23 protein-coding genes are annotated in these 24,182 nt (G+C 54.9%); 11 read left to right on the top strand and 12 right to left on the bottom strand.

The features are described from left to right. Positions 1 to 12: 12 nt before the first annotated feature. From IPN69_00205 to IPN69_00215, 3 genes are read right to left on the bottom strand one after another with little or no spacing between them, the layout of a single operon-like run. The gene (locus tag IPN69_00205) at positions 13 to 624 is read right to left on the bottom strand and encodes a Uma2 family endonuclease (protein ID MBK8809144.1); all 612 of its coding nucleotides are present in this window, start codon (positions 622 to 624) and stop codon (positions 13 to 15) included. A gap of 50 nt (positions 625 to 674) precedes the next feature. Continuing rightward, positions 675 to 1,553, bottom strand: a complete 879-nt coding sequence (locus IPN69_00210; GenBank protein ID MBK8809145.1) for a folate-binding protein YgfZ — start codon at positions 1,551 to 1,553, stop codon at positions 675 to 677. Further along, entirely contained in the window at positions 1,554 to 2,165 is a 612-nt protein-coding gene (locus tag IPN69_00215; protein ID MBK8809146.1) for a uracil-DNA glycosylase, read from the bottom strand. Positions 2,166 to 2,215: 50 nt separating this feature from the next. On the opposite strand from IPN69_00215, the gene IPN69_00220 reads away from it, so the two are divergent. The 3 genes from IPN69_00220 (at position 2,216) to IPN69_00230 (ending at position 5,035) form a co-directional block, all read left to right on the top strand. Then, complete coding sequence (locus IPN69_00220) at positions 2,216 to 3,301, top strand: Mrp/NBP35 family ATP-binding protein (GenBank protein MBK8809147.1); 1,086 nt, start codon at positions 2,216 to 2,218, stop codon at positions 3,299 to 3,301. A 263-nt stretch (positions 3,302 to 3,564) separates the two neighbouring features. Beyond that, on the top strand, positions 3,565 to 3,891 hold the full coding sequence (locus tag IPN69_00225) for an iron-sulfur cluster assembly accessory protein (GenBank protein MBK8809148.1): 327 nt from the start codon (positions 3,565 to 3,567) through the stop codon (positions 3,889 to 3,891). 484 nt (positions 3,892 to 4,375) lie between these two features. Next, the gene (locus IPN69_00230; GenBank protein ID MBK8809149.1) at positions 4,376 to 5,035 is read left to right on the top strand and encodes a C40 family peptidase; all 660 of its coding nucleotides are present in this window, start codon (positions 4,376 to 4,378) and stop codon (positions 5,033 to 5,035) included. A 109-nt stretch (positions 5,036 to 5,144) separates the two neighbouring features. Here IPN69_00230 and IPN69_00235 read toward each other — a convergent pair whose 3' ends face one another. Next, the gene (locus IPN69_00235; GenBank protein MBK8809150.1) at positions 5,145 to 5,354 is read right to left on the bottom strand and encodes a hypothetical protein; all 210 of its coding nucleotides are present in this window, start codon (positions 5,352 to 5,354) and stop codon (positions 5,145 to 5,147) included. Between the two features lie 206 nt (positions 5,355 to 5,560). Between IPN69_00235 and IPN69_00240 the strand changes: the two genes are divergently transcribed. Further along, positions 5,561 to 7,057 carry a S8 family peptidase gene (locus tag IPN69_00240; protein MBK8809151.1) on the top strand — a complete coding sequence of 499 codons (1,497 nt, stop codon included), beginning with the start codon at positions 5,561 to 5,563 and terminating at the stop codon, positions 7,055 to 7,057. 450 nt (positions 7,058 to 7,507) lie between these two features. Further along, positions 7,508 to 9,445, top strand: a complete 1,938-nt coding sequence (locus IPN69_00245) for a carboxypeptidase regulatory-like domain-containing protein (GenBank protein ID MBK8809152.1) — start codon at positions 7,508 to 7,510, stop codon at positions 9,443 to 9,445. Between the two features lie 78 nt (positions 9,446 to 9,523). Here IPN69_00245 and accC read toward each other — a convergent pair whose 3' ends face one another. From accC to IPN69_00275, 6 genes are all read right to left on the bottom strand, one after another. Then, the gene (gene accC / locus IPN69_00250) at positions 9,524 to 11,035 is read right to left on the bottom strand and encodes an acetyl-CoA carboxylase biotin carboxylase subunit (protein MBK8809153.1); all 1,512 of its coding nucleotides are present in this window, start codon (positions 11,033 to 11,035) and stop codon (positions 9,524 to 9,526) included. A 39-nt stretch (positions 11,036 to 11,074) separates the two neighbouring features. After that, positions 11,075 to 11,326, bottom strand: coding sequence for a hypothetical protein (locus tag IPN69_00255; protein ID MBK8809154.1), 252 nt, complete (start codon positions 11,324 to 11,326; stop codon positions 11,075 to 11,077). A gap of 40 nt (positions 11,327 to 11,366) precedes the next feature. Beyond that, positions 11,367 to 11,792, bottom strand: a complete 426-nt coding sequence (locus IPN69_00260) for a hypothetical protein (GenBank protein MBK8809155.1) — start codon at positions 11,790 to 11,792, stop codon at positions 11,367 to 11,369. Positions 11,793 to 11,798: 6 nt separating this feature from the next. After that, positions 11,799 to 12,434, bottom strand: coding sequence for a CDP-alcohol phosphatidyltransferase family protein (locus IPN69_00265; protein MBK8809156.1), 636 nt, complete (start codon positions 12,432 to 12,434; stop codon positions 11,799 to 11,801). A gap of 124 nt (positions 12,435 to 12,558) precedes the next feature. Next, positions 12,559 to 13,023, bottom strand: coding sequence for a transcription elongation factor GreA (locus IPN69_00270; protein MBK8809157.1), 465 nt, complete (start codon positions 13,021 to 13,023; stop codon positions 12,559 to 12,561). Between the two features lie 418 nt (positions 13,024 to 13,441). Beyond that, entirely contained in the window at positions 13,442 to 14,527 is a 1,086-nt protein-coding gene (locus IPN69_00275) for a 6-phosphofructokinase (GenBank protein ID MBK8809158.1), read from the bottom strand. Positions 14,528 to 14,668: 141 nt separating this feature from the next. On the opposite strand from IPN69_00275, the gene chrA reads away from it, so the two are divergent. Both chrA and IPN69_00285 read left to right on the top strand, forming a co-directional pair. Further along, positions 14,669 to 15,907: a chromate efflux transporter gene (gene chrA / locus IPN69_00280; GenBank protein MBK8809159.1), complete on the top strand. Its 1,239-nt coding sequence runs from the start codon at positions 14,669 to 14,671 to the stop codon at positions 15,905 to 15,907. A 10-nt stretch (positions 15,908 to 15,917) separates the two neighbouring features. Continuing rightward, entirely contained in the window at positions 15,918 to 17,075 is a 1,158-nt protein-coding gene (locus IPN69_00285) for a class I SAM-dependent rRNA methyltransferase (GenBank protein ID MBK8809160.1), read from the top strand. Between the two features lie 338 nt (positions 17,076 to 17,413). Here the strand turns inward: IPN69_00285 and IPN69_00290 are convergent, their stop codons facing one another. Further along, complete coding sequence (locus tag IPN69_00290; GenBank protein MBK8809161.1) at positions 17,414 to 19,033, bottom strand: S41 family peptidase; 1,620 nt, start codon at positions 19,031 to 19,033, stop codon at positions 17,414 to 17,416. Between the two features lie 198 nt (positions 19,034 to 19,231). Between IPN69_00290 and IPN69_00295 the strand changes: the two genes are divergently transcribed. Both IPN69_00295 and IPN69_00300 read left to right on the top strand, forming a co-directional pair. After that, positions 19,232 to 19,963, top strand: coding sequence for a glycosyltransferase family 2 protein (locus tag IPN69_00295; GenBank protein ID MBK8809162.1), 732 nt, complete (start codon positions 19,232 to 19,234; stop codon positions 19,961 to 19,963). 112 nt (positions 19,964 to 20,075) lie between these two features. Continuing rightward, positions 20,076 to 20,825: a pyridoxine 5'-phosphate synthase gene (locus tag IPN69_00300; GenBank protein MBK8809163.1), complete on the top strand. Its 750-nt coding sequence runs from the start codon at positions 20,076 to 20,078 to the stop codon at positions 20,823 to 20,825. Here the strand turns inward: IPN69_00300 and IPN69_00305 are convergent. Further along, a complete protein-coding gene (locus IPN69_00305; GenBank protein ID MBK8809164.1) occupies positions 20,754 to 21,161 on the bottom strand; it encodes a hypothetical protein in 408 nt (135 codons plus the stop codon). The genes IPN69_00300 and IPN69_00305 overlap by 72 nt on opposite strands. A gap of 733 nt (positions 21,162 to 21,894) precedes the next feature. Between IPN69_00305 and nrfD the strand changes: the two genes are divergently transcribed. Together nrfD and IPN69_00315 are read left to right on the top strand one after the other, a co-directional pair. After that, entirely contained in the window at positions 21,895 to 23,466 is a 1,572-nt protein-coding gene (gene nrfD / locus IPN69_00310; GenBank protein MBK8809165.1) for a polysulfide reductase NrfD, read from the top strand. A 208-nt stretch (positions 23,467 to 23,674) separates the two neighbouring features. After that, positions 23,675 to 24,085 carry a GxxExxY protein gene (locus IPN69_00315; GenBank protein ID MBK8809166.1) on the top strand — a complete coding sequence of 137 codons (411 nt, stop codon included), beginning with the start codon at positions 23,675 to 23,677 and terminating at the stop codon, positions 24,083 to 24,085. Positions 24,086 to 24,182: the final 97 nt, after the last annotated feature.

Genomic DNA, 24,182 nt, shown 5'->3' on the forward strand with positions numbered 1-24,182 from the left:
ATCGAGTTGATTTTACCAAATCTCCGCCAGATCAAGCACAAAGCCGACCAAAACATCCTCGCCCGAGATCGTCGCCGGTTTTTCGAGGGTCTCGACCGAACCATCGGCCCGGTAAACCTGGACACGCTCGGTTTCGGGGTCGATCAGCCAACCGAGCCGTACGCCGTTGGCGATATACTCGGCCATCTTCCGCTCGAGAATCGGCAACCGATCTGAAACCGAACGAAGTTCGATAACGAAATCCGGTACGATCCGCGCGAATCTTTTCGAACGTTCAGTCTTCGATAGGGCGTAATAGCGATCTTTAAGAATCCACGAGACATCAGGCATTCGTTTTGCGCCATTGGGAAGGGTGAACTTCGCTGACGATTCAAAACACAGCCCGGTTTTGTCTTTTTTCGACCAAGCCATGAGTTGATAGTCAAGTTCTATGTTCTTGCGACTGGTTTCAGGAAATGGTGGAGGCATGAATTCGAGGTCCCCATTTGAGTTTAGTTCGATTCGAAAATCGTCGTTTTCGCGATCGATCCCTTCAAGTTCTTCATCGGTGAAAGAATGGCCCGGAAAACTGACCACGAAAAACAGAGGTTGCGGTAATTTCAACGAAGGCTCCGTGAGTTCCATCGACTTGAGTTTCGCTGAAATCTCTTCTACTGCTTGCATAATCCCAAATTCTAATTCAATTCTTGGATGAAAGGAAGAGTTTTCACGATCATTCGATTCTCGTCGGCAAACAGTTCCGTTCCGTCTGCGAGAAAGTCGTATCGGACATACGCGAGAGCGATCGTTTTCCCGATCTTCGGAGAAAATGTCACTGAAGTTACGCGGCCCGCGTTCTTGCCGTCGCCGGTCCTGACCTCTGATCCCGCTATGATCCCGCCATCGCAAATCAATCCGGTCAGGCGCTTTGCGACATGACCGCGAAAGTGGATCCGCGCGATGATCTCCTGGCCGATGTAGCAGCCTTTGTTGTAGCTGATCAGACCCTCAAGCCCCAGTTCCGGGACGATCGTCGTCTCGTCGCAATCGATTCCGTAAAGCGGGATTCCGCATTCGATGCGAAGCGTTTCCCAGAGTTCGCCGGAGATTCGAACCGCCTGTTGCGACGCGATCGCGGCTTCAAACTCGCTTGCGGCCGACTTCGCGGCGAAGAAATCCCTTCCGGCCAACGACGAAAACGAATGAGCGTTTGAAAATTGGAAATTGAAAGTTGAAAAAAAATCGAGGGATTCAGACAGGTCCTCGACGAAAAAGTCGCCGGCGAACGTGAATCGGTAAAGATTCTGAAACACCTTGTCGCGCGTCGCGGCTTCGGTTTCAAATAAAAACCGATCGCCGTCGCGGCGGACGCGGACGATCGCGAGCAGTCTTCCCTGAGCGTTGGGAAACGCCGCGAGCATCTCGCCGCCGTCTTCAAGGCTGGCGACATCATTGGTGATGAGTCCGTTCAGAAACTGCGTCGATTCCCTGCCCCAAACCGCGATCAGTCCGCGCTCCTGTGGATAAAACGCCGCGGCTCCGTTGCTGATCTTGTTGTATTCGTCAATTTCCATCTAAACGTATTCTGCAAGTTCGATCGCCGATTTCAAAGCGGAGAAATCTTCCAGTTGCTGCGCGATGCTCCTGACGGTGATGACGACCTGCGGACTCGGATGGTAGAGCGGAACGAGTTTCCGGCCGTTCCAGTCGACCGGCTTCGCGGCATCGGTCTTAAGCGCAAGTTGATGCGGCTCAACGATCTTCAGCGCGTCGAGCGCGACCGTTCCGAGCGTTGCGATGACCTTCGGCGCGATCAGTTCGATCTGGCGTTTCAAAAACGCCGAACAGTTACTGATCTCGCGGCGCGAAGGTTTCCGGTTCGCTCCCGTTTCGGAACGCGGGCTGCACATCACGCTGTTGGTGATAAAGATATCCTCACGCGCGAGACCGATCGAATCGAGCAGCACCTGAAAATTGTCGCCCGATCTGTCACCCCAGAATGGTCGCCTCGTCCGGTCGGCACCCTGGCGTCCCGGCGCTTCGGCCAAAAACAGGACCTTTGGGAAGATCGACCCGTTAAGTTCGCTGAGCACTGCGGTTTTGTCCTGCATTTTTTCGCATATACGGCAGCATTTCGCCTCTTCGGCGAGTTCCTGAAATAGTTTCAGTTTCCGGTCTTTGTTCATCGTGCGTCAATTTTAGTAAAATCAATTTTCAATAAATCAGCAAACAAGTTATGAGTAATATTTCCGAAAAGTCAGTATTGGACGCTCTCAGCAACATCACGGATCCGGACCTTCGAAAGGATATTGTGAGTCTCGGATTCGTTAAAGATCTTGTCATCAATGGCGGCGAGGTTTCGTTTCGGCTCGTCTTGACGACGCCGGCCTGCCCGGTCAAGGAGGCTTTCGAGGCCGAGGCCAGATCGCTGGTCGGCGCGATAGAAGGCGTGACCGAGGTCAAAGTGACGATGGATGCCGTCGTTCCGCAAGGTCGCGGAATCGCCGGAAACCAGGCGTTGCCGAACGTCAAGAACATCATCGCCGTGTCATCCGGCAAGGGCGGCGTCGGCAAATCGACGGTCGCCGTCAACCTCGCGGTTTCGCTGGCTCTCGACGGCGCCAAAGTCGGACTGATGGACGCCGACGTTTATGGTCCGAACGTGCCTCTGATGCTCGGCGTCGAGCAGAAACAGCCGGTCGTCGAGAACGGAAAGATCCTGCCGATCCGAGCGCACGGGGTGAAAATGATCTCGATGGCGGTCCTCGCGCCGCCCGACAAACCGATGATCCTCCGCGGGCCGATGCTTCACGGAATCGTGCGCCAGTTTCTGACGGATGTGAATTGGGGAGAACTTGATTATCTGATCGTCGATATGCCTCCCGGAACGGGCGATGTGCAATTGTCGCTCGCGCAGCTTGTACCGGTGCAGGGCGCGGTTTTGGTGACGACGCCGCAGATCGTTTCGCTGGCGGACGTCCGGCGTGCGCTAAAGATGTTCGAAACGGTCGCCGTTCCGGTCATCGGAGTTATCGAGAATATGTCGTATTTCGTGCCGCCGGATATGCCCGAGAAGCGCTACGACATCTTCGGGCGCGGCGGCGGCAGTTCATTCGCGGATGAAATGGGCGTTCCGTTCCTCGGCGAGGTCCCGCTCGGGATCGAGGTTCGCGAAGCCGGCGACAAAGGCACGCCGGTGGTCGTCAGCAACCCGGATTCGCCGCAGGCCAAGGCCTTCCGCAAGACGGCGGAGGAAGTCGCGCGCCAGGTTTCGATCGAAGCGATGAAGCCGGAATTGGTGATCCTTTCGAAAGCGAAGTAATTCGGTCGCCAAGAAAAGTCGTTATTTTTGAAGATCGTTGAAGCGATCGCGGATGCACTTTCTTGCGCGACCGGCGGGATCGCAAACAGCTTGTTCTCCTTTGTTTGAGGACATTTATCTCAGGTTTGAATCTTGAGACTTGTAAAATTTAATTGAGATACGTAAAATTGACATTAAAGTAAAGATTCGTTTGAATCTTGCGAATTCATAAAGAGGAGAAATCATTAGATATTATGTCAGCAGTTGCAGCACCTACGGTTGAAATGAACGTCACGGCGTCGGCGATCGAAGAGATCAAGAAATTCCTTGCGAGCGAAGACGACCTGCCGGAAACGGCCGGACTTCGCGTGCGCGTCGTTCCGGGCGGATGTTCGGGATTTCAATACAGCTTGAATATCGAAGAAGAATCGCGCCAGGGGGATTTCGTGCTCGACAAAGGCGGCGTGAAGATGTTCGTCGATATGTTCTCGGCGCAATACCTGAACGGCATCACGGTCGACTACCAGTCGAATATGATGGGTTCTGGTTTCACCTTCGAGAATCCGAATGCGACCGGCGGCTGCGGCTGCGGCACATCTTTTTCGGCTTAGTTTCGAGCTGATAAATGAAGTTTACAAAGCAAAGATCCGAATGCGTTCGGATCTTTGTTTTTTTGTGGAACGCAATGCCGATTGAGTCTGTCTAATGGCATACGGACAACTTAATAGGACAGCGAAGGCGGAGAAGCGGGGGCGGACGGGGGTCTTCGGTATCGGCGGGAGATCCGCCGATTTTCGGACCGAAGGAACTTTAGCGGCAACCTCACAACGGCGCTTCGGCAACAAATGATCGGTTGCGGCAATGGCCGTTTACCGACATAGATGCTTTTTCCGTTTGCCTTTTTAATTTCAATAAGCGACAATTCGTTTAGCAAACCAAGCACCAAAGCAAAATAACTTTAATAATTTGTTTTCCTGAGAAGCTCTAACGGGCAAAAATCCGCTTACCGCCTTTTCAATTGTTTGGCTCGCGGGCTGAATCAAAACTACGATTCGCCACCTTTCCCACGAAAAAGAATATGGAGTAATTTTTTTGATGAATTTTTTCAAACAACCTGTCGTCGTGGTCTGCTTTCTGTTGCTCGCATTCTCTGCGGTGACGGAGACGATGGCACAGGAACAACGGCCGCGGGTCGTCAAGACGGTTGACAGCCGCCCGACTTCGAATCCATCGGTCAATCGTACGGTCGTCACAACACCGAATTCGAGCCGTCCGACGCTGTCTAACGAAGTCGTCGTGGTCGGTGGCCAGAATAGTCAGCCGCTGGTGAAAAAGACCGGTTCGACGCGTCCGCTGATGGAAGTTCCTTCGAACAAAGCGCCTTACACCGGCAGCATCGTTTCGAATATGCTTCAGTCGATCCGTTCGAAATACGGGATTCCGTATCGTCTCGGAACGACGGGTCCGAACCGTTACGACTGTTCAGGATTTGTCTGGGCCGTTTTCAACGAATCCGGGATCTATTTCGAGCGTTCGAGCGCGCGAAGTTATTGGGCTCAGTTCGAACCTGTTTCGGGCGATGACCGCTACAAATTCGGCACGCTCGTGTTCCTGAACAAACTCGGACACGTCGGCATCGTCGCGGACGAGAAAGGTTTTTATCACGCATCTTCAAGCAAAGGAATCACATATTCGCCTTTTGCCGGTTACTGGGAAAAGCGAATCGTCGGATTCCGTCGTGTTCCTGTCAACTAAAAAGCCAGGTTCGTTCGGCTAATTGCCGCCTGAATCACTTTGTTGACGAAAAAGCCCGAGGCTCTCAAAAAGCTTCGGGCTTTTTCGTGTCTTCGAAGACGGTTCGCGGCTAAACGACGAAGCCGGGCCGCGATGAATTCTCTTTCGCTTCGGTGATCATTGCGATCTTGTCGATTACGACATAGGCGACGCGCTCGTCATCGTCACGCAAAAACAGAACGCCGCGCTTGACGTCGACCACGTCCCCGCGAAAAGCGGCACCCGAGCCACAGGAAACGTCGATGCGCTTCCCCATCAATTGTTTCAAGAATTCTTCCATCACCCTGTATTCCCCTCCAACGGTTACTTCCAACCGATTTTACACAATTACCCGTCAACTCAAAATCCGCTAACAAGATCGGCAGGTGTTTTAGAAAAACCTATTGTATTTCGCACAAACTTGTTGTACATTCTTGAGAGGCGCCTTTTTGGCCGAAATCCTACCTTTGACAGTTCGTCCCCCGAATTATGTACCCGGAGTAAAAAATGAAAAAACTATTGTTATCGATGCTGTTGATTGCATTCGGCGTGTTGTCTCTCGCGACCTCTTTTTCCGCCGTCTCAGCAACGGATTCCAAGTTCGTCAAATCCGCACGTTCCGTACCGCAACGATTCATCGTCGCGCTTGTCAGTGAACCCGGCAGTTTCGCCTTGGAATCAGATATTGAAGTGGAAGCAGAGTCCCTGACATCGTCGTACGGCGGAAAGGTCGACCGCATTTATTCGCGAGCGTTGAAGGGCTTCGCTGTCGAAATGGATATCGAAAGCGCGATCAGCCTCAGCACCGATCCACGGGTCTTCCTTGTCGAACAGGATTCCGAAGTTTCGATTGACGCCACTCAAACTAACGCGACCTGGGGACTCGACCGCGTCGATCAGATGGCACTCCCCTTGAACAACTCCTACAGCTACGACACCGCAGGCAGCGGAGTTCACGTCTATATAATCGACACCGGCATCCGCGTTACCCATTCCGAGTTTGCGGGTCGCGCCGTTTCGAGCTTTGACGCCCTGCTCGACGGTCAAAACGGAAATGATTGCAACGGTCACGGCACACACGTCGCGGGTACCATCGGCGGCGCGACGTATGGCGTCGCAAAGAACGTCAGTTTGCACGGCGTTCGAGTCCTTGGTTGCAACGGCAGCGGACTGGTCTCCGATGTGCTTGCGGGCATCGACTGGGTAACCGCAAACCACTCGATGCCGGCAGTCGCGAATATGAGCATCGGCGGCGGCGCTTCCCCGCTCCTCGACTGGGCGGTTGAAAACTCGATATCTTCCGGAATCACGTATGTCGTGGCGGCCGGAAACGCTTCCTATGATGCCTGCGAGATGTCGCCGGCCCGGACGCCGGGCGCCCTGACGGTCGGCGCGACCGACAACCTGGACAAGCGCGCCGACTTCTCGAACTTCGGCGCCTGCCTCGATCTCTTTGCTCCGGGCGTCAACGTCACATCGGCTTGGATCTTCGGCGATTCAGGCGTCAACACAATCAGCGGAACGTCAATGGCAACGCCCCACGTCTCCGGCGTCGCGGCTCTTTACCTCGGTTCGAATCCGACCGCGTCCGCAAGCCAGGTGGCGACGGAGATCAAATCGAAGGCGACCGCCAACGTCGTGACTAACATCGATTCAACGACTGCGAACCTTCTGCTATACGCCCGGCTGACCCCTCCGCCGTCCGTTTGCGATAGCGGTCGTGTATTCACCGGTACGCTTTTGGCAAATCAATCGGTCTACCAGGCGAACGCACTTGGGTTCTCCGCCAATGCGGGGACCTTCTCCGCGCTCCTCAGATCAACAAGCAAATCCGCGCCGACTTTGAAGTTGGAAAAGAAGGATCGTTCGACCTGGAGGTCGGTCGCCAGCGTGAGGACGTCGAACGGAAATCTGAATTACAATGGGACCGCCGGCACATATCGTTGGAAGGTTCAATCCGCATCGACCGGCGGATCTTACACGCTTTGTTCCGGGACCCCGTAAACAAGACATAACTCTTTTCTTGCCAGGGCCTGTTCGCTGAATGCGGACAGGCCCTTTTTTTGGTATTCGTGACTCATTGGGACTTTTCTCCGATATCGAATAAGTATTCAGCGCCTTGGCGCATAGATTTCGTGGGGAAAATCCCCCGAATGGTCGAACGGTCTGCGTGAATTCACCCGGCCGAAAAGACTGCAGGATGTCACCGTTGGAGCGAAATTTTTTGCGGACGAAGAAAATAAGTTGTTTACATTGAGAAGTTACTATGTTAAACATATACGCAAGTAAACAATTTTCGTTTTGTTAGTGCCCGTTCCGCACCTGATTGCGCGGAAACGACTAATGGCATTATTGAACCCGGCATTCGGGCATGCCGGTGCTTATATTTGAGGAGTTAAGATTATGAAATCCCCCTTGTCGATTAATTTTCCAAGGTTTTTTGGAGAGCTTTTATTGGCATTTTGCACGACCGCGATATTAGCGACGGTGACGTTCGCGCAAGATCTGCCGCCGACCGTGGCCAATCTGCAGTCAATCCCCGCGGGTTCGTATGTGATCCCGATGGACAACACCAACCAGGCGGTTGTTTCACCTTTCAACCTGAAGGCTTATGGATTAGCCAACAGATTGCTGCAAAACGGCATTCCGCTTTTATGGGCAATCAAATCCGGCAAGTCGAAAGACGCGACGGATTTTACGGTCGCTGCAAAACGCATTCAACCGAGCGCGGTTGCTTCGGCGTCGAAGACTTTTTCGGCTGGTCCATTCATCGTCCCGATCGCATATTCGGCCCAGGCACTGCCGATCATAAATGCGTTCGGCAACAATGTCGCGGTCTTTGAAACGACGGCGGCGGCTACGGTCGATATTCGTTATACGTTAACGCACAAGCCACTCATCGCCGTTGGCATCGCAAACTCGGGCAATGCCACTATCCATAAGAACCTTTATGACTTTGCGATGATTCCCAATTACGTCGACGTCGATGATTCGACGGTCAACGCCAACACCTGCGTGACGGTCGTGACGCAGCCGCACGTTGAGGCGACGAACTTTATCAACAACTACAAGACGTTCGTGCAGAGCGGCGGAAACTTGCTTCTGCAATGTCATGCCGTGGAAACGTATGAAAATGCGTCCGCCGGACGATTTCAAACCACGCTCGGCTGGGATCGTGACGACATCAACACGACGTTCACCTATCCAAACGCGGATATGCCGTTCTCGCAATTCATCGGCGCGGTCGATCCGGCACCGAGCGGCTATATGGAAGACTGGCAACTGAGCTCCGGAGCACTCCAGAACGGCACCTTTATCAGCCTTCAAAACAGCGGCGGCGGCAACACGGGGCATTACGCGGCAACCGTCTCGAAGCTCTATAACGGCGGCGCCGGCGGTATGGTCTTTGAATTGGGCGGCCATAATTACGGTGCCGGCGGCTCGACGCTTGCCAGTATCAATGGACAGAGGATGATCCTGAATGCTGTTTTTCAGCCGCCGACCCGCCCGCAGGCCTGCGGAATCCAGCTTGGATTCCCTCTCGTCTACGGATACAAATCGGTGCGGATGACGAACGACGTCAACGGCAACAACCAGATCAACCCGGGCGACCAGATCACGTGGACGGTCAATTATGTTAACATCGGCTCGGTTGGCGTCAGCAACTTCCAGATTGCGGACGTCCTGCCGGCGGGTGTTACATTTGCCGGCCCGCTTTCGGTGTCGTTTGCGGGCGGCGTGACGTCCGCGACGGCCAACGGCTCATACAATGGAGTCGCTCCGAATCAGAACTTGCTTGGCGCCGGAGCGTATCTCGCCCCCAACGGACGGATCACCGTGCAAATTCCGGTTACGATCAACCCGAATCTCGTGGCACCCGCTACGTTGAGCAATCAAACGAACGCTTCGGGAACGGAACTCAATGCGGCGATCATCAATTCGGATAACATCGACAGCACGACTATCGGAACCCAAGGGACGATCATTCCTCCCCCGGCCGGCAGTGTATCGCAGACCCAGGGAGCCGGTATCGATCCGACAACTGTTCCGATCATTGCAGCTCCGACGGCCGCGAACGCAAGCGTGACAGGCTCCGTGCTGTCACCGGGCGGGAACGGCATCAGCCGTGCAACGGTAACGATTTACAACGCTAACACTCTTGAGTCCAGAAGTACGATGACCAACCAGTTCGGTTACTTTACGTTCCCGGATCTGGAAGTTGGAAACTTCTACTACCTGAGCGTTTGGCACAAACGTTATCAGTTCCCGAGCGGAATCGGCTTTAGCCTCGATGAGGATGTCACCGGACTCCAGATCGTAGCGGAACCGGCTCAGTCGATCTGGTCTCCGAGGTCGTCGTCCAAAATTGACGAGCTTCTAATCAAGCCGTGATGACGGACACGAACCAAAACGCCAAAAGGGCGGCCGAATCGGCCGCCCTTTTCTTTCGATCGAAGCTTCGTTGACGGTTCACATTCTCGCCGATAGATTTGAGATCCGACCGGCCAAGGCCCATTTCGAGATCCCGTTGCCTCCGTGATCCGCTTCGACGGCGGCAGCCGGCTTTTTCGTTTGCGCCAAAGCCGCGGCAATCAGCGCCATATCGCGTTCGGTCGTTTCAATCTCGCGCTTCGAATGTCGTTCCTTGAAACGCGGGATAAAACCCGTGTCAAGCGTTCCTGAAATAAACTCCTCGTCCTCGACGACATCCCGGAAAAACGGAAGCGTCGTCTTGATACCCCCGACCTCGTATTCGGCGAGCGCGCGCCGCATTCGATCGATCGCTTCCTCGCGGTTGCGCCCGTGGGTCGCGAATTTCGAAATCATCGGATCGTAATAGATCGATATCTCCTGACCTTCGTAGATCCCGCCGTCGTCGCGAACGCCGCCGCCGTGCGGAAGTTTGAGACGCGTGATCGTTCCAGGCGAGGGCAAAAAGTTGTTATCCGGGTCTTCGGCGTAGACGCGGCATTCGATCGCGTGTCCGTTCATCACGATATCTTCCTGTGAAAACGACAGCTTCTCGCCCCAAGCGACGGTTATCTGTTCCCGTACGAGGTCGATGCCCGTGACCAGTTCGGTGACCGGATGCTCGACCTGGAGACGAGTGTTCATCTCGAGGAAATAGAATGACCGGTCGAGATCGGAAACCAGAAACTCGACCGTTCCGGCGCCGACGTAGTTCACCGCCTTCGAGACCATCACGGCGCACTCGCCCATTTGTTTGCGAAGCTCGGCGGAGTTGATCGGCGACGGGCACTCTTCGATTACCTTTTGGTGGCGGCGCTGGATCGAACACTCGCGCTCGCCGAGGTAAACGTGATTCCCGTGCTTGTCGCTGAAAACCTGAATCTCAATGTGACGCGGGCGAACGACTCCCTTTTCGACGTATACCGAATCATCGCCGAAACTGGCCATTGCTTCGCTTTGGGCCGCGGCGAGCGCGTTCTTGAGGTCCTCTTCGCGATGAACGAGTCGCATTCCCTTGCCTCCGCCGCCCGCCGAGGCTTTGAGCATCACCGGAAATCCGATCTCCCGCGAGACCGCGAGCGCTTCGTCTGCCGAGTTCAGCGGTTCGGTTGTGCCGGGAACGATCGGAACGCCGGCGTCGGTCGCGATCTTACGTGCCGACATCTTTCCGCCCATCGCTTCCATCGCTTCCGGCGAAGGCCCGATGAAAACCAAACCTGAGTCGGTCACCGTCCGTACAAATCCGGCGTTCTCGGACAAGAATCCGTAGCCCGGATGAATCGCTTCGGCACCCGACTTCTTGGCGACTTCGAGAATCTTGTCTCCGCGAAGATAGCTCTCCGACGACGGCGGCGGACCTATGTGGTACGCCTCATCGGCCATTCGAACGTGGAGCGCGTTGCGGTCGGCGTCCGAGTAAACGGCGACGGTCCCGATCTTCATTTCACGACACGCCCTGATAACCCGGCAGGCGATCTCTCCGCGATTTGCAATCAAAATCTTCTTAAACATAATGAATTCCCGACCTTTATTCTAATCTGCGTTTCACTCCTAAACGACGATCGCATTCCCGTGATTCCTGGTGTCGAACCTGATGCTTACCTTCGCGCCCGGCGCATAGCTTACACGATCCAATCGCTGTATCTCGGTCAGCCGATCAGAGGACTCAAAGTCGACACCGTTGATCGTGTAGATAAAGTAGATAACTTCGTCACCGTCACCGTTTATCTCCGAATCGATGATGGTCCCGTCGGTCATCCTGCCGTTCTTGAGCAACGCGCTGCGACGCTCGTCCGCTGTCAAATTCTTGGCACGTCTTTTGAAAATCCCCAGTATTCCCATTTCAATCCATTATCAGCGGCGGCTTGTCATACTTCGCGCGCAGAGCGTTTACCGCGGAGAGAATCGCCGGGCGGCTGATGATTCGCGCCTCGAGCGGACGTTTCCCCGGAATATCGAGCATTATCAAGCCGAGCAGGATCGTCAGAACACCTTGCCCGGGAACTCCCGGAAGCGACAGCACGATCCCCAAAAGAATTAGAAAGACGCCGAGGATGTTTTTCACGATCACCGCGCCCCAGCGCACGAGCCAGCTGCTGTTCGGCAGAAAATCCCTTTGATAGTGAGTGCTGAAATAGTTCTCCGGGATCTTGATCATCACGATGGCGATCGCCCCGAAACTGAGTCCGAGCGAGAGAAGGAAAAGTCCGACACCCAATAGAACCTTGTTCAGCGTGAGGGACGCCCAGATCTCCAAAAACCACTCCATAATTCCCTACCCTTTTTCGTCGAGTTTCCGAAATTCGTTCCAAACAAAGTACATCCGGTGAACGAAAGTCCAAAGCGATCCGATCGCAAGCACCCACAAGACCTGCGGCATGCGGTTGAAAAGGAAAAACTCGGAGTTCCAATCCCAGGTCGAGAGCGCGCCGATGATGAAAAGAACGATTCGCTCCGGCCGCGCCAGAAATCCGACGTTGGCCTTCACGCCAAAAGCTTCCGCACGAGCGGTGGTATAGCTGACCATCACCGAACCGATCCAGCCGACGCCGGCAAGAAAAACGTTCAAGATCGAATGCTGGGGCGTGTTCCCGGCATAGAAGACCATAATGCCGAGGAAGCAAACCATATCCGAAACGCGATCGAGCGATGAATCCAGAAAGCCGCCGAACCGGGTCACATTTCCGGTCAGTCGGGCGACGTTTCCGTCGAGCATATCGAAGAGATTGGCGACGAGCAGCACGATTCCGGCCCAGAAAAACTCGCCAATGCCGAACAGCACTCCGCATCCGGCATTGATCAGAACGCCGATCGCGGTCAGGATGTTCGGATGGACGCCGGCGGACGCAAGGGATCGGACCATCCAGTTGATGATTTTCATCGCCCCTCTTCCAATGCTTGCTCCGAACATAATTCGATTTTGGATTTTGGATTTCGGATTTTAGATTTCGCGTTCGGGATCATAAAGCCGGAACGCTTCGGTGTTTCCAGGTCGGAAACAATCCAAAATCTAAAATCGAAAATCCAAAATCAATTCAGCCGTCGTGGATCGTCGTCAGGCGGACGATCTCGAAATTTCGAAACCCGTTTGGCGTTTTGACCTTAACTTCGTCGCCTTCCCGCTTGCCCATCAAACCTTGTCCGATCGGCGAAACCGTTGAGATCAAACCGTTTTCGGGATCGCTTTCCTCTGACGTCACGAGCTTGTAAGTCACTTTTTCGTCTCGGTCAAGATCGTAAAGAACAACCTTCGAGCCGTACGCGACGCGGTCCGTCGGTATCTTCGTTAGATCGATCGACTCGACCTCGCTCAAACGCTGACGCAGTTGAACGATACGGCTCGAAACAACCGACTGCCGCTCAAGCGCCGCTTTGTATTCCGCATTTTCGCGCAAATCTCCGAACTCCCGAGCCTTCTGGATCTCCTTCGGCAGCTTGAAATGAAGCTCGTCTTCGAGTTCATTGAGTTCGGCCTGTAATTTTTGTCTGACTAATTCCATAAAATACTCTGGCGGTGAGCCGGGAGCGGTGAGCGGTAAGCAGTGAGCGGTAAGCAGTGAGCCGTAAGCGGTCAACGCTTGCGATCTGTCAATCTCCTTTCTTTGCTGCCGTCTGAAAATTGCTCACTGCTTCCTACTTCCTGCTCACCGCTCACCGCTCACCGCTCACCGCTCACCGCTCACTGACAACTGCTTCCTGCTCACCGCTCACCGCTCACTGCTCACCGCTCACTGCTCACCGCTCACTGCTTCCTGCTCACCGCTCACCGCTCACCGCTCACCGCTCACCGCTCACCGCTCACCGCTCACTGACAACTGCTTCCTGCTCACCGCTCACTGCTCACCGCTCACTGCTCACCGCTCACTGCTTCCTGCTCACCGCTCACCGCTCACTGCTCTCCGCTCTCCACTCACCGTTCTAAAGCTTCGACTCATTCGGCGCCGCGAACGATATTCCGATATCCCGCGCCGTTCTCACAAGTTGGCCGTCGATACTGACCCGCTTGATGTTCGCGATCGCTTCGGCGAGCGGGACCGTCGATACCGTTCCGGCCTGGAGCGCGACCATCTTGCCGGTCTGCCCGTTCAGCAGAGCGCGAACCGCGCATGCACCGAAGTTCGTTCCGAGCATCCGATCGAAAGCGTTCGGACTTCCGCCGCGCTGCAAATGTCCAAGAACGACACAGCGCGATTCCTTGCCGGTTTCAGCCTCGATCCGACGCCGAAGATGACTGCCTACTCCGCCTAAACGCAACGCTTCTTTGTCGAGATAGATCGGCGGCGTTCCAACCTCGACCGCGCCTTCGGCGACGACCACAACCGTAAAACGCGAACCGCTCTTTTCCCGGGCTTTGATCTTGGCGACGATCGACTCGAACGCAAAAGGAATCTCCGGGATCAGAATCACGTCCGCACTTCCGGCAAGTCCGGCGTGAAGCGCGATCCAACCCGTGTTCCGCCCCATCACTTCGAGAATCATTACGCGATCGTGCGACGCAGCGGTTGTGTGCAATCGATCAAGCGCTTCCGTTGCGATGTCGATCGCGGTCATAAATCCGAAAGTGAGTTCGGTTGCCGAAAGATCGTTGTCGATGGTTTTCGGAACGCCGATCACCGGAAACCCGTGTTCGTGAAACTGTTCGGCGATGGCGAGTGTGCCTTCGCCGCCGATCACGATCAGCGCCTCGATCTCAAGTTTGTGAAGATTGGCTATTGCTTCGTTGATCGGCATCTCGGGAATAACGACCTTTCCGTCGATGACTTTCATAAAGCTCCCCTTGTTTCGGGTCCCGAGGATCGTTCCGCCCCGGGGCAAGATACCGCTGACCGCCTTCATTCCGAGCCGGATCACCTGCGGTTCGCCGAGAATCCCTTCGAAGCTGTCCTCGATCCCAATACATTTGATCCCAAACTCGCCGTGCGCGGTACGCACAACGGCTCGAATGACGGCGTTTAGCCCGGGCGCATCGCCGCCACCGGTTAAGACTCCAATTTGCTTGTACATAAAGAAACGTGATTCTAATTCACAAAGCAAGTATTTTACATTATGAAGCGGGAAACACTAAAACCGCGAAACGCTTCGGTGTGTTACATCCGCGAAAACTTTCTTGACAAATCAATCCGCCGACCCGATAACTGAACCAACGTGAAAGACACAGTCAAGTTCAGCGATGCACTGAGGTTTTGGCTCCGGCTCGGCCTGATCTCTTTCGGCGGACCGGCCGGGCAGATCGCGATAATGCAGAAGGAACTGGTCGAAACCAGAAAATGGATCGCCCACGACGAGTTTCTTCACGCTTTGAATTTCTGTATGCTGCTGCCCGGTCCGGAAGCACAGCAACTTGCGACCTACATCGGTTGGAAGCTGCATGGTTACCGCGGCGGACTTGCGGCCGGGGCATTGTTCGTGATTCCGTCGATCATCCTTTTACTCGGATTATCATTCGTTTACGCCGCGTTCGGACACATCGCCGAAGTCGGCGCCGTACTGAACGGCTTCAAGGCGGTAGTAGTCGCGATCGTGGTCGAAGCCGTATTCAAGATCGCCGGGCGTTCGCTCAGTTCGGCGCGTCACATTCTGGTTGCGATCACTGCGTTTGCCGCGATCTTCGTCTTCGGAATCCCTTTTCCGCTGATCGTGATCGGTGCCGCGGCGTTCGGGATTTTCGTTCTGCGGACATCGAATCCGATGGTGTCCGAAACGCCGACGGCTCAACCCCGCCGAACATCGCTAATGAAGTTGTTCGTCTTGTTTGCATTCCTTTGGTTTCTCCCGTTTTCAATTTTCATTGCCGTTTTCGGATTCGAGAACCGCGCGACCGAAAGCTATCTGTTCTTCTCGAAAGCCGCGTTCGTCACCTTCGGCGGCGCTTACGCCGTGCTCGCATATGTCAATCAAGCCGTGGTCGCGGCCGGTTGGATAACTTCGACCCAGGCCGTGGACGGTCTGGCTCTGGCCGAAACAACGCCCGGGCCGTTGATTATGGTCCTTCAGTTCATCGGGTTTATGTCCGGTTGGAACGCGGCGGATGAAGAGAACCGGATCGTTTTTGCGATCATCTGCGCGCTGGTGGCGACCTACGCCACATTTCTCCCGTCCTTTTTCTTTATCTTCGCGGGTGCGCCGCACGTTGAGCGATTGCGGACCAACCGACTGATCACATCGGCCCTTTCCGGTGTCTCCGCAGCCATCGTTGGCGTCATCGTCAACCTAGCGCTCGTTTTCGGCGTCGCGGTCTTCTTTCACTCCGGAACGATCGATGCCTTTGCGGTGGCCCTCGCCGCTGCGGCATTCGTGGCACTCAGGATCTTCAAGCTCAATGTCCTATTCATCGTCATTGCCGGCGGCTTGTGCGGTTTTGCGAAACAGCTCCTGGTCGGTTAGATTCATCTCTATGAAAAGAGCGGTTGTCACGAAAAACGGTGCGCGGCGAGTTCGCGGGGGACATCTTTGGATTTACAGAAGCGACGTCAAAAAGGTAACTGCCGATGGCGGCGATCAGGTGACGGTCTTCGATGAATCCGGGAACTTTGTCGGCCAAGCATTCTACAGTGACTCCTCGGAGATCACGTTAAGAATCTTCACAACGTCCGACGAAACGATTGGCGACGATTTCTGGCGCGGACGCATTCGGGCCGCACACGCCCGACGAAACCTGTTGGCGACGAACGCGTTTCGGGTCGTCAACTCCGAAGCCGATCTCGTCCCGTCGCTGATTATCGATAACTACAATGGGGTCTTCGTCATCCAGACACTCACCCAAGGCACTGAAAAACTGAAGGACGTGTTCACGCGCATCATCGTCGAGGAGTTCGCTCCCATTGCCGTCGTTGAAAGAAATGACGCCAAGGTCCGAATGCGGGAGAACCTTCCGCTCGTGAGCGGCGTTCTTTTTGGTGAGGTCCCGGGCGAACTCTTCATCGAACAGGACGGGATCGCCTTTCGAATCGCGCCGCTCGACGGACAGAAGACCGGCTCGTTCCTCGATCAGCGCGAAAATCATCTTGCCGTACGCCGTTTCGCCAAGGGCCGGGCGCTCGATTGTTTCACTTTCAACGGCGGATTCGCGATGAATTTCGCGCGGGTCTGTGACGATGTCCTGGCGATCGACATTTCGGAGGATGCGATCCAACTGGCGAAGGCGAATGCCGCGGCGAACGGGCTATCGAACATCAGGTTCGAGGCGGCGAACGTCTTTGATGCACTTCGCGAACTTGAAAAATCGGGCGAGAAGTTCGACACGATCGTGCTCGACCCGCCGGCGTTCGTCAAAACCAAAGCGGCTTTGAGATCTGCCGTGCGCGGCTACAAGGAAATCAATCTCCGGGCGCTCAAGCTCTTGAATGACGACGGAATTCTGGTCACGTGCAGCTGCTCCTTTCACTTTTCCGAGGCGATCTTTCTCGAAACGCTCGAGTCCGCCGCGCGCGACGCTAAACGCCGGATCCATCTCCTCGAGAAACGGACACAATCTTCCGACCACCCGATCCTGCTCGGCGTTCCCGAGACCTACTATCTGAAGTGTTTGGTTTTGCGTGTATTGCAGCAGTGAGCAGCGAGCGGAGAGCAGTGAGCAGTAGACGGTAGACGGTAGGCGGAAAACCGTAGACGGTAGACGGTAGACGGTAGACGAGTAGACGGTAGACGGTAGGCGGTAGACGGTAGACGGTAGGCGGTAGACGGTAGACGTTAGACGGTAGACGGTAGGCTGTAGACGGTAGACCGTTGACGATACAAACAATGGACAACACTCTGCCCACTACCTCACTGCTTACCGCTCACTGCTAACCGCTCACCGCTCACTGCTAACCGCTCACCGCTCACTGCTCACTGCTCACTGCTCACCGCTCACCGCTTACCGCTCACTGCTCACCGTCTACCGTCTACCGTCTACCGTTTACCCTCTACCACAAGCTTCTTCGCTTCGGCCATCGCTTCGATCGCCTTCAGGACCTGCGGATCGACCTCAAGAAAGACCTGCGTTCCCGCCTCTGACGAATAACTCGCGGTTGCGAGTTCCTGACGCAGACGCGACTTCGCGTATTCGGCTTGACTGTTGATATTCTCGACCGTCAATCCATTCTTCTTGTCCGCCGCGGCGAACGTGCGAAACGCTTCGAAAAGACGCTCGTTAACGGCGAGATCATTCGGAGCGATAACGAGCGCGAAGGTCTGTTTCGGGCGCCGATAATCCTCAAATCCATTCACCTCTCCGGCAACCAACTGCCGCGCAAAATAGAATGCCGCCTCGTTGAGCCGTCCGCGAAGCGCGTTGAAAGCGAGCGGCGTCGCTTTAACGTCGGGTTCGATCCCGCGGCCGCCGTAAAGCGTCCGTCCGTCTGCCGTCGTGACAGGACTCCCGACCGGTTTCGGTTTGCTCTCGTCGCCTGCCTCTCCCTCGCCGTTGTGCGTGTAATAGTCGTAGATCGAACCGTTCGAATAATCGCGCTGGAGAGAACGTCCGAGCGGGGTGTAATACCTCGCCGTCGTCAGTGTCAATCCGGTACCGAACGGAAGCTGAAAGATGCGCTGAACAAGTCCCTTGCCGAAACTGTCGCTGCCGACGATCACGCCGCGGTTATAATCCTGAACCGCGCCGGCGACGATCTCCGAGGCCGAGGCCGAACCGCCGTTGATCATAACCACCAGCGGAAAGTCGTGAATATTGCCGCCTTCCGACAGCAGTTCCTGCGATTTCGCATAGCGCGAGCGGCCCTTTACGGAGACGACCGTTTTGTCTTCGGGCACGAATCGGCTGACGACCTTGATCGCCTGCGGGAGAAGCCCGCCCGGGTTGTTGCGCAGGTCGAGAATGAGGCTCTTCATCCCCTGTTTCGAAAGGTTCCCGATGGCCTCGTCGAGTTCGTCCGCCGTCGTTTCCTGAAATCCGCCGCTCAGCCCGACATAACCGATGCCGTCGCGGAGCATAAAGTAGTTTCTGATCGACGGCAGCGGAACGCCGCCTCGGACGATCTGAAAATCGAGCGGTTTCGAGTTTCCGATGCGTTCGACCTTGACATTGACGCTTGTTCCTTGGATTCCGCGAACGTTCTTGGAAACTTCCTGGCTCGTCCAATCCTTGGCGTCTTTGCCGTCGACTTCCAGAAACCGGTCGCCATACCGAAGCCCTGCCTTGTCGGCGGGGGTGTTCGGAATGATCGACTGGATGTAAACGCCGTCGCGATGCTGCAGAATCGAAACGCCGATTCCGAAAAACTGCGACTGCTGGTCCTCAAACAGTTTCCGAAACTCTTCGGTCGTGAAATACGACGAGTGCGGATCGAGCGACCAGAGCATACTCTGGATAGACTTCTCGGACACCTCTTCGTGGCTGACTTCGCTGACGTAATTGGCGTCGATAACGTCGAGCGCTTCGCGATAGTCGGCCGCGATCGACGCCGCCGAGACCGAATCACCGGCCGTCGAACTGCGTATTTTGCCGAACAGCCCGCCGGCCACGGCGCTCACCGCGATCAGTATCAAGACTCCGAAAACTGCCTTTTTGCTCATCTCAAAAACTCCGAATCAGTAAAAAACTATAGCACATTTGCAGACCGCCAAAACAGGGGACGTCTTTTCCATCCTGCTGAACAGACTGTTAAACGATTGGGCGATGCAAGTCGTTTCAAAATCAACGGTTTTTTGAGTTTCGCCGGCACACGAGATTTACTTTTCGAACGCCAGAACTTAACATCTATTTCTTTGCTGATGAAACCTGAACTCTCCATCGTGATTCCGGCATTCGAAGAGCAGGGCCGGCTCGGCGATTCGGCGCGGACGATTCTCAAATTCATCGCCGACAATCAGCTCGCGGCCGAGCTAATCATCGTCGACGACGGGTCAAACGATTCTACCGCCGAGGTCGCTCGCGCGGTCTGCGGCGAGTTTCCCGAAATCAAATCGCAAGTCATACGCTACGAGCAAAATCGGGGCAAGGGCTACGCGGTCAAAACCGGACTGCTGGCTGCGGAAGGCGACATCGCGCTGTTCAGCGACGCCGATCTCTCGACGCCGATCGGGGAACTCTCCAAACTGGTCGATCCGATCCGCGACGACCGCTTCGATCTGACTTTCGGCTCGCGCGCGCTCGACCGCAGCCTGATCGGAACGCACCAGCCCTGGCGCCGCGAACAGGGCGGAAAGGTCTTCAATCTGATCGTCCGCACCTTGACCGGATTGCCGTTCTGGGACACGCAGTGCGGCTTCAAGGCGTTCAATATGAAGAAGTTCCGGCCGCTTCTCGAAAAGATGACGATCGAGCGATTCGGCTTCGACGTCGAGTTTCTGTTTGTCGCGCAGCTCAAAGGACTGCGCCTCGCCGAAATTCCGGTCCGCTGGGATCACGATGAACGCACAAAGGTCGACGTCTTTCGGGACAGCCGGCGGATGTTCAACGAAGTCCGCGAGATCAGGCGGAATGCGAAACGCGGAGTGTACTGATTTGCGATTCTCGATTTGCGATTTGCGATTAGACCAATTGCGAAATCTGAATCGAAATCCTGATTCACGGGCCACGGGCCGAAAATCGAAAATCGCAAATCGAAAATCGAAAATGAAAAGACTTAACGTAAACATCGACCACGTCGCGACGATCCGCGAGGCGCGCAAGACCATCGAACCGAGCATCATCACCGCGGCGGTGATCTGCGAACAAGCGGGAGCGAACGGCATCACGGTGCATCTGCGCGGAGATCGCCGGCACATTCAGGACCGCGATATAGAACTCCTTCGCGACGTCGTCACGACTTACCTCAACGTCGAGATGGCGGCGACCGATGAGATGGTCGGGATCGCCCTGCGCACCAAGCCCGACGCCGTTTCGCTCGTCCCCGAAAGTCCGAACGAAGTGACCACGGAGGGCGGACTCGATGTCGTTTCGAATTTTGACGTCATAAGATCGGCGATCGAGAAGCTTCGCGATGCGGGGATTTTCGTGAGTATTTTCATCGATCCCGACCGCGATCAGATCGACGCCGCACGGCGCGCAGGCGCGCAACAGGTTGAACTCTGCACCGCCGAATTCGCCGAACTGACGCTTAGTTCCCGAGCCGCGCACGGCGAGGGCCAAGCACGCGCCTCGGCCGAGGTCGAGCGCATCAAACGCGCTTCGGAGTTCGCCGCGGAACTCGGAATGATCGTCGCCGCGGGCCACGGCCTGACTTATCGAAACATCGGATCGCTGGCGAATGTCTCGGAGATCGTCGAGTTCAACATCGGCCACAATATCATTTCAAGAGCGGTTTTCGTCGGATTGAACCAGGCGGTTCGGGAGATGATCGAGGCGATCAGGGCGAGAGCCTAAAGGAATCTCATCTGCGTCAGGCAGGTTTTCGAGATCGTTCAAGTCCTTTGGACGCCCGCTGGCAATTTTATTGGTTCTGAGGTCGGCAAGGCCGATCAGATTCGCTTCGATGCCGTCCAGCGCCGCACAAACACGTCGAATGTAGCAGGAATCGAAGTCAACTCCGTCGACGAAAGTAATGATCTCAAGTTTGAAAGGCGGAACCCCCATTCGCAGAATACTCCGCTTTCCAATAAACAGATCTGCGGTCACTTCCGGTGTTGAAATCCCAAAATCAGAAAGTGCCTTAACAATTCGGCGCGCGTTTTGCGGCGAGTTTGCGATCCAGATATCCATATCGCCGGTCGGCCGCGGATAACCGTAATATCCGACAGCGTATCCGCCAACAATGAGATACTGAACATCATTCGACGATAATGATTTCAAAAACTCTTTGAAGTCGTCGGGAAGTTGAATACTCATAACCGTAAGCGCTTTGCCGCATCAATTCGAGAGCTAGAAGACGTTCATCGGGGCTACGCTCTTGCCAGTAATGCCGATCAGCGTCGTCGGCATCCCTGAACGTCGAGAAAACAGTAACTGCGGTTCGATCAATTTTCACATCCTTTAGCTTCATAGACGCGTTTCAATATTATCATAAGCCCGTTTATCCGAAACCCGGCAACGGGGCAGAAACCCGAAAGCGGCGACTGACCCAAATTCCAAAACTTCAACGGGCCGACTCCGAGACTCCGCGCCTTTGCCCAGATACCAACGCTAACCAACCTGCCACATCGGATCGAAGTTGCAAAAACGGAATTGATCCGATTCACGCGAACGTCCAATCCAAAACTCCGCGGTCTTGGCGAGCTTTGCACGAAACACCGGCGCCTATCATCGCCGATTAGTTGTCTCGGGCGCGGAGATCGCAGGGAGCGCAACGTCTTCGCGTTTCTTTCCCTGGACGCTCAACGCCGTCAGTATTTGCGCTCACAAAACACGCAATTCTTTGACACCAAATCCAAGGCGTAATATCCTCAAGCTTACGTTTCGCGATCAATCCGATTTTCACAATCCAGGGGATTTTCGAATGAACTTTGGTTTCATCATCGACAACCGAAAATGCATCGGTTGCCACGCCTGCACGGTCGCGTGCAAGTCCGAACATCAGGTTCCGGTCGGAGTCAATCGGACTTGGGTAAAATACATAGAAAAAGGCGAGTTTCCCGACACGCGCAGGCTTTTTTCCGTGATGCGCTGCAATCATTGCGCCGACGCGCCGTGCGTCGAGATCTGTCCGGTGACGGCGCTTTACACCCGAGAGGACGGCATCGTCGACTTCGACAATCGCCGATGCATCGGCTGCAAGGCCTGCACGCAGGCGTGTCCGTACGACGCTTTGTTTATGGAACCGTCGAATCACACGGCGTCGAAGTGCAATTACTGCGCGCACCGCGTCGATATCGGTTTGGAACCGGCGTGCGTCGTCGTTTGCCCGGAACACGCCATCATTTCGGGTGATATGGACAATCCCGAAACCGAGATTTCGCGCCTTCTCGCGCGTGAGACGGTTTCGGTCCGAAAACCCGAGAAAGGCACCGACCCGAAGCTCTTTTACATCGACGGCGACCGCGTTTCGCTCAACCCGACTGCGGCGAACACCGAAACGGATTATATGTGGTCGAGCCAGGCGGCGGGCGTCGGCCACTTTGCGAAGTATGCTGAAGAACGCATTGCGAACTCGCCGGTCGTCGAAGCCGAACTCCGCAAATCGGGATTCGTCCAGATCGAAGGCCGGCAGAAGAAAGCGCGGCGGGTTTACGATGCGCCGAACAAAGGCGTGCTCTGGGGCTGGGAAGTCTCGGCGTATGTTTTGACGAAGGCGATCGCGACCGGAGCATTCGTTGTTCCGATAATCGCCTCGTATCTTATGTTCGTCCCGCCCGAGATCAGGCGGATCAGCGCCGCCATCGCATTCTTTTTCCTGTGCGTGACGGGTGTTTTGCTGATCCTTGACCTCGGCCGGCCCGACAGGTTCCTCAACGTTCTTTTTCGCCCGCAATGGCGCTCGTGGTTGTCGCGGGGAGCCTATTTCATAACGATCTACGGCGGTTTGCTGACGGGTTGGCTGGTTGCCGACTGGTTCGAAATGGAACGTTTATTGAAGGTCATCGAACCGCTCGGGATCGTTTTCGCGTTGCTGACCGCGGTTTACACGGCTTTTCTCTTCGCGCAGGCGAAGGGGCGCGATTTTTGGCAGTCGCCGATGCTCGGACTGCATATGATCCTGCACGCGCTGATGGCCGGATTCGCGGTCCTGCTGCTGATCACGTATCTGATGCCGGCGACGGTCGGAATGATGATGATGGTCGGATTTTTCACGATCGCGCTGCTCGCGTTTCATCTGATCACGCTCGCGATCGAATTGACGACGACACATTCGACCGAAGACGCGCACGCGACTGTCAGATCGATCGTCAAGGGTGAATTTGCAAAACAGTTCTGGTTCGGAATGATCGCCGTCGGCAACATTTTGCCTATCGTCGCGATCTTGACCGGACAACCCGTTTTCTACGCGTTCGCCGGCGCGTTCATTCTGATCGGACTTTGGTTCGCCGAAGACATATGGGTCAAAGCCCCGCAACGAATCCCGTTGAGTTAGTGCTTGTTTTTGCCCGCGAATTTACGCGAATATTCGCCAATTAAAGATCTGACTGGCGGACAACCAAGGGCGAAGTACAAATTAACGATTGCTTGTTCATTGAAAAGAAACCGCGGAGCTGATTCTTGGCAAATCTTCAAAATTTGTTTTATTTTGGATTAATCAAAATGATACCCACTATCACAAACGAAAACAGGGGGACAATCTCATGTCAGAAATCATCCTCAAGGAGGAGAGTTATCGAATAATCGGGGCATGTTTCGAGGTCTACAATCAGAAAGGCTTTGGATTCACCGAACCGATTTATCAGGAATGCCTGGCGATCGAACTTGAACTCAAGTCCATCCCATTCGTCGCTCAGCCGAAGCTGGAAATCGATTACAAAGGAAGGATATTAACGAATTTTTTCAAGCCGGACTTTATTTGTTTTGACGAGATCGTCATTGAGATCAAAGCAGCATCGACGATCGCAAAGGAGCACGTGTCGCAAACCCTGAATTACTTGGCAGCAACTCGCTTCAAACTGGCGTGGCTGATCAATGTTGGCAACCCGAACGGGCTCGAGCGCAAGCGCATCGTCAATGAAAGGCCCAAGTCGGGCCGGAAACTTTTGGACTGAAGTTATCGTTGCAGCGGGGCAGCCGCATAACGATAGAGCAACCATCATCGCAGAGTCACATGATCTGTTCACTTCAGGCGAACCGTAATGCATGCGA

The sequence above is a fragment of the Acidobacteriota bacterium genome (assembly GCA_016715115.1).
Taxonomy (GTDB): domain Bacteria; phylum Acidobacteriota; class Blastocatellia; order Pyrinomonadales; family Pyrinomonadaceae; genus JAFDVJ01.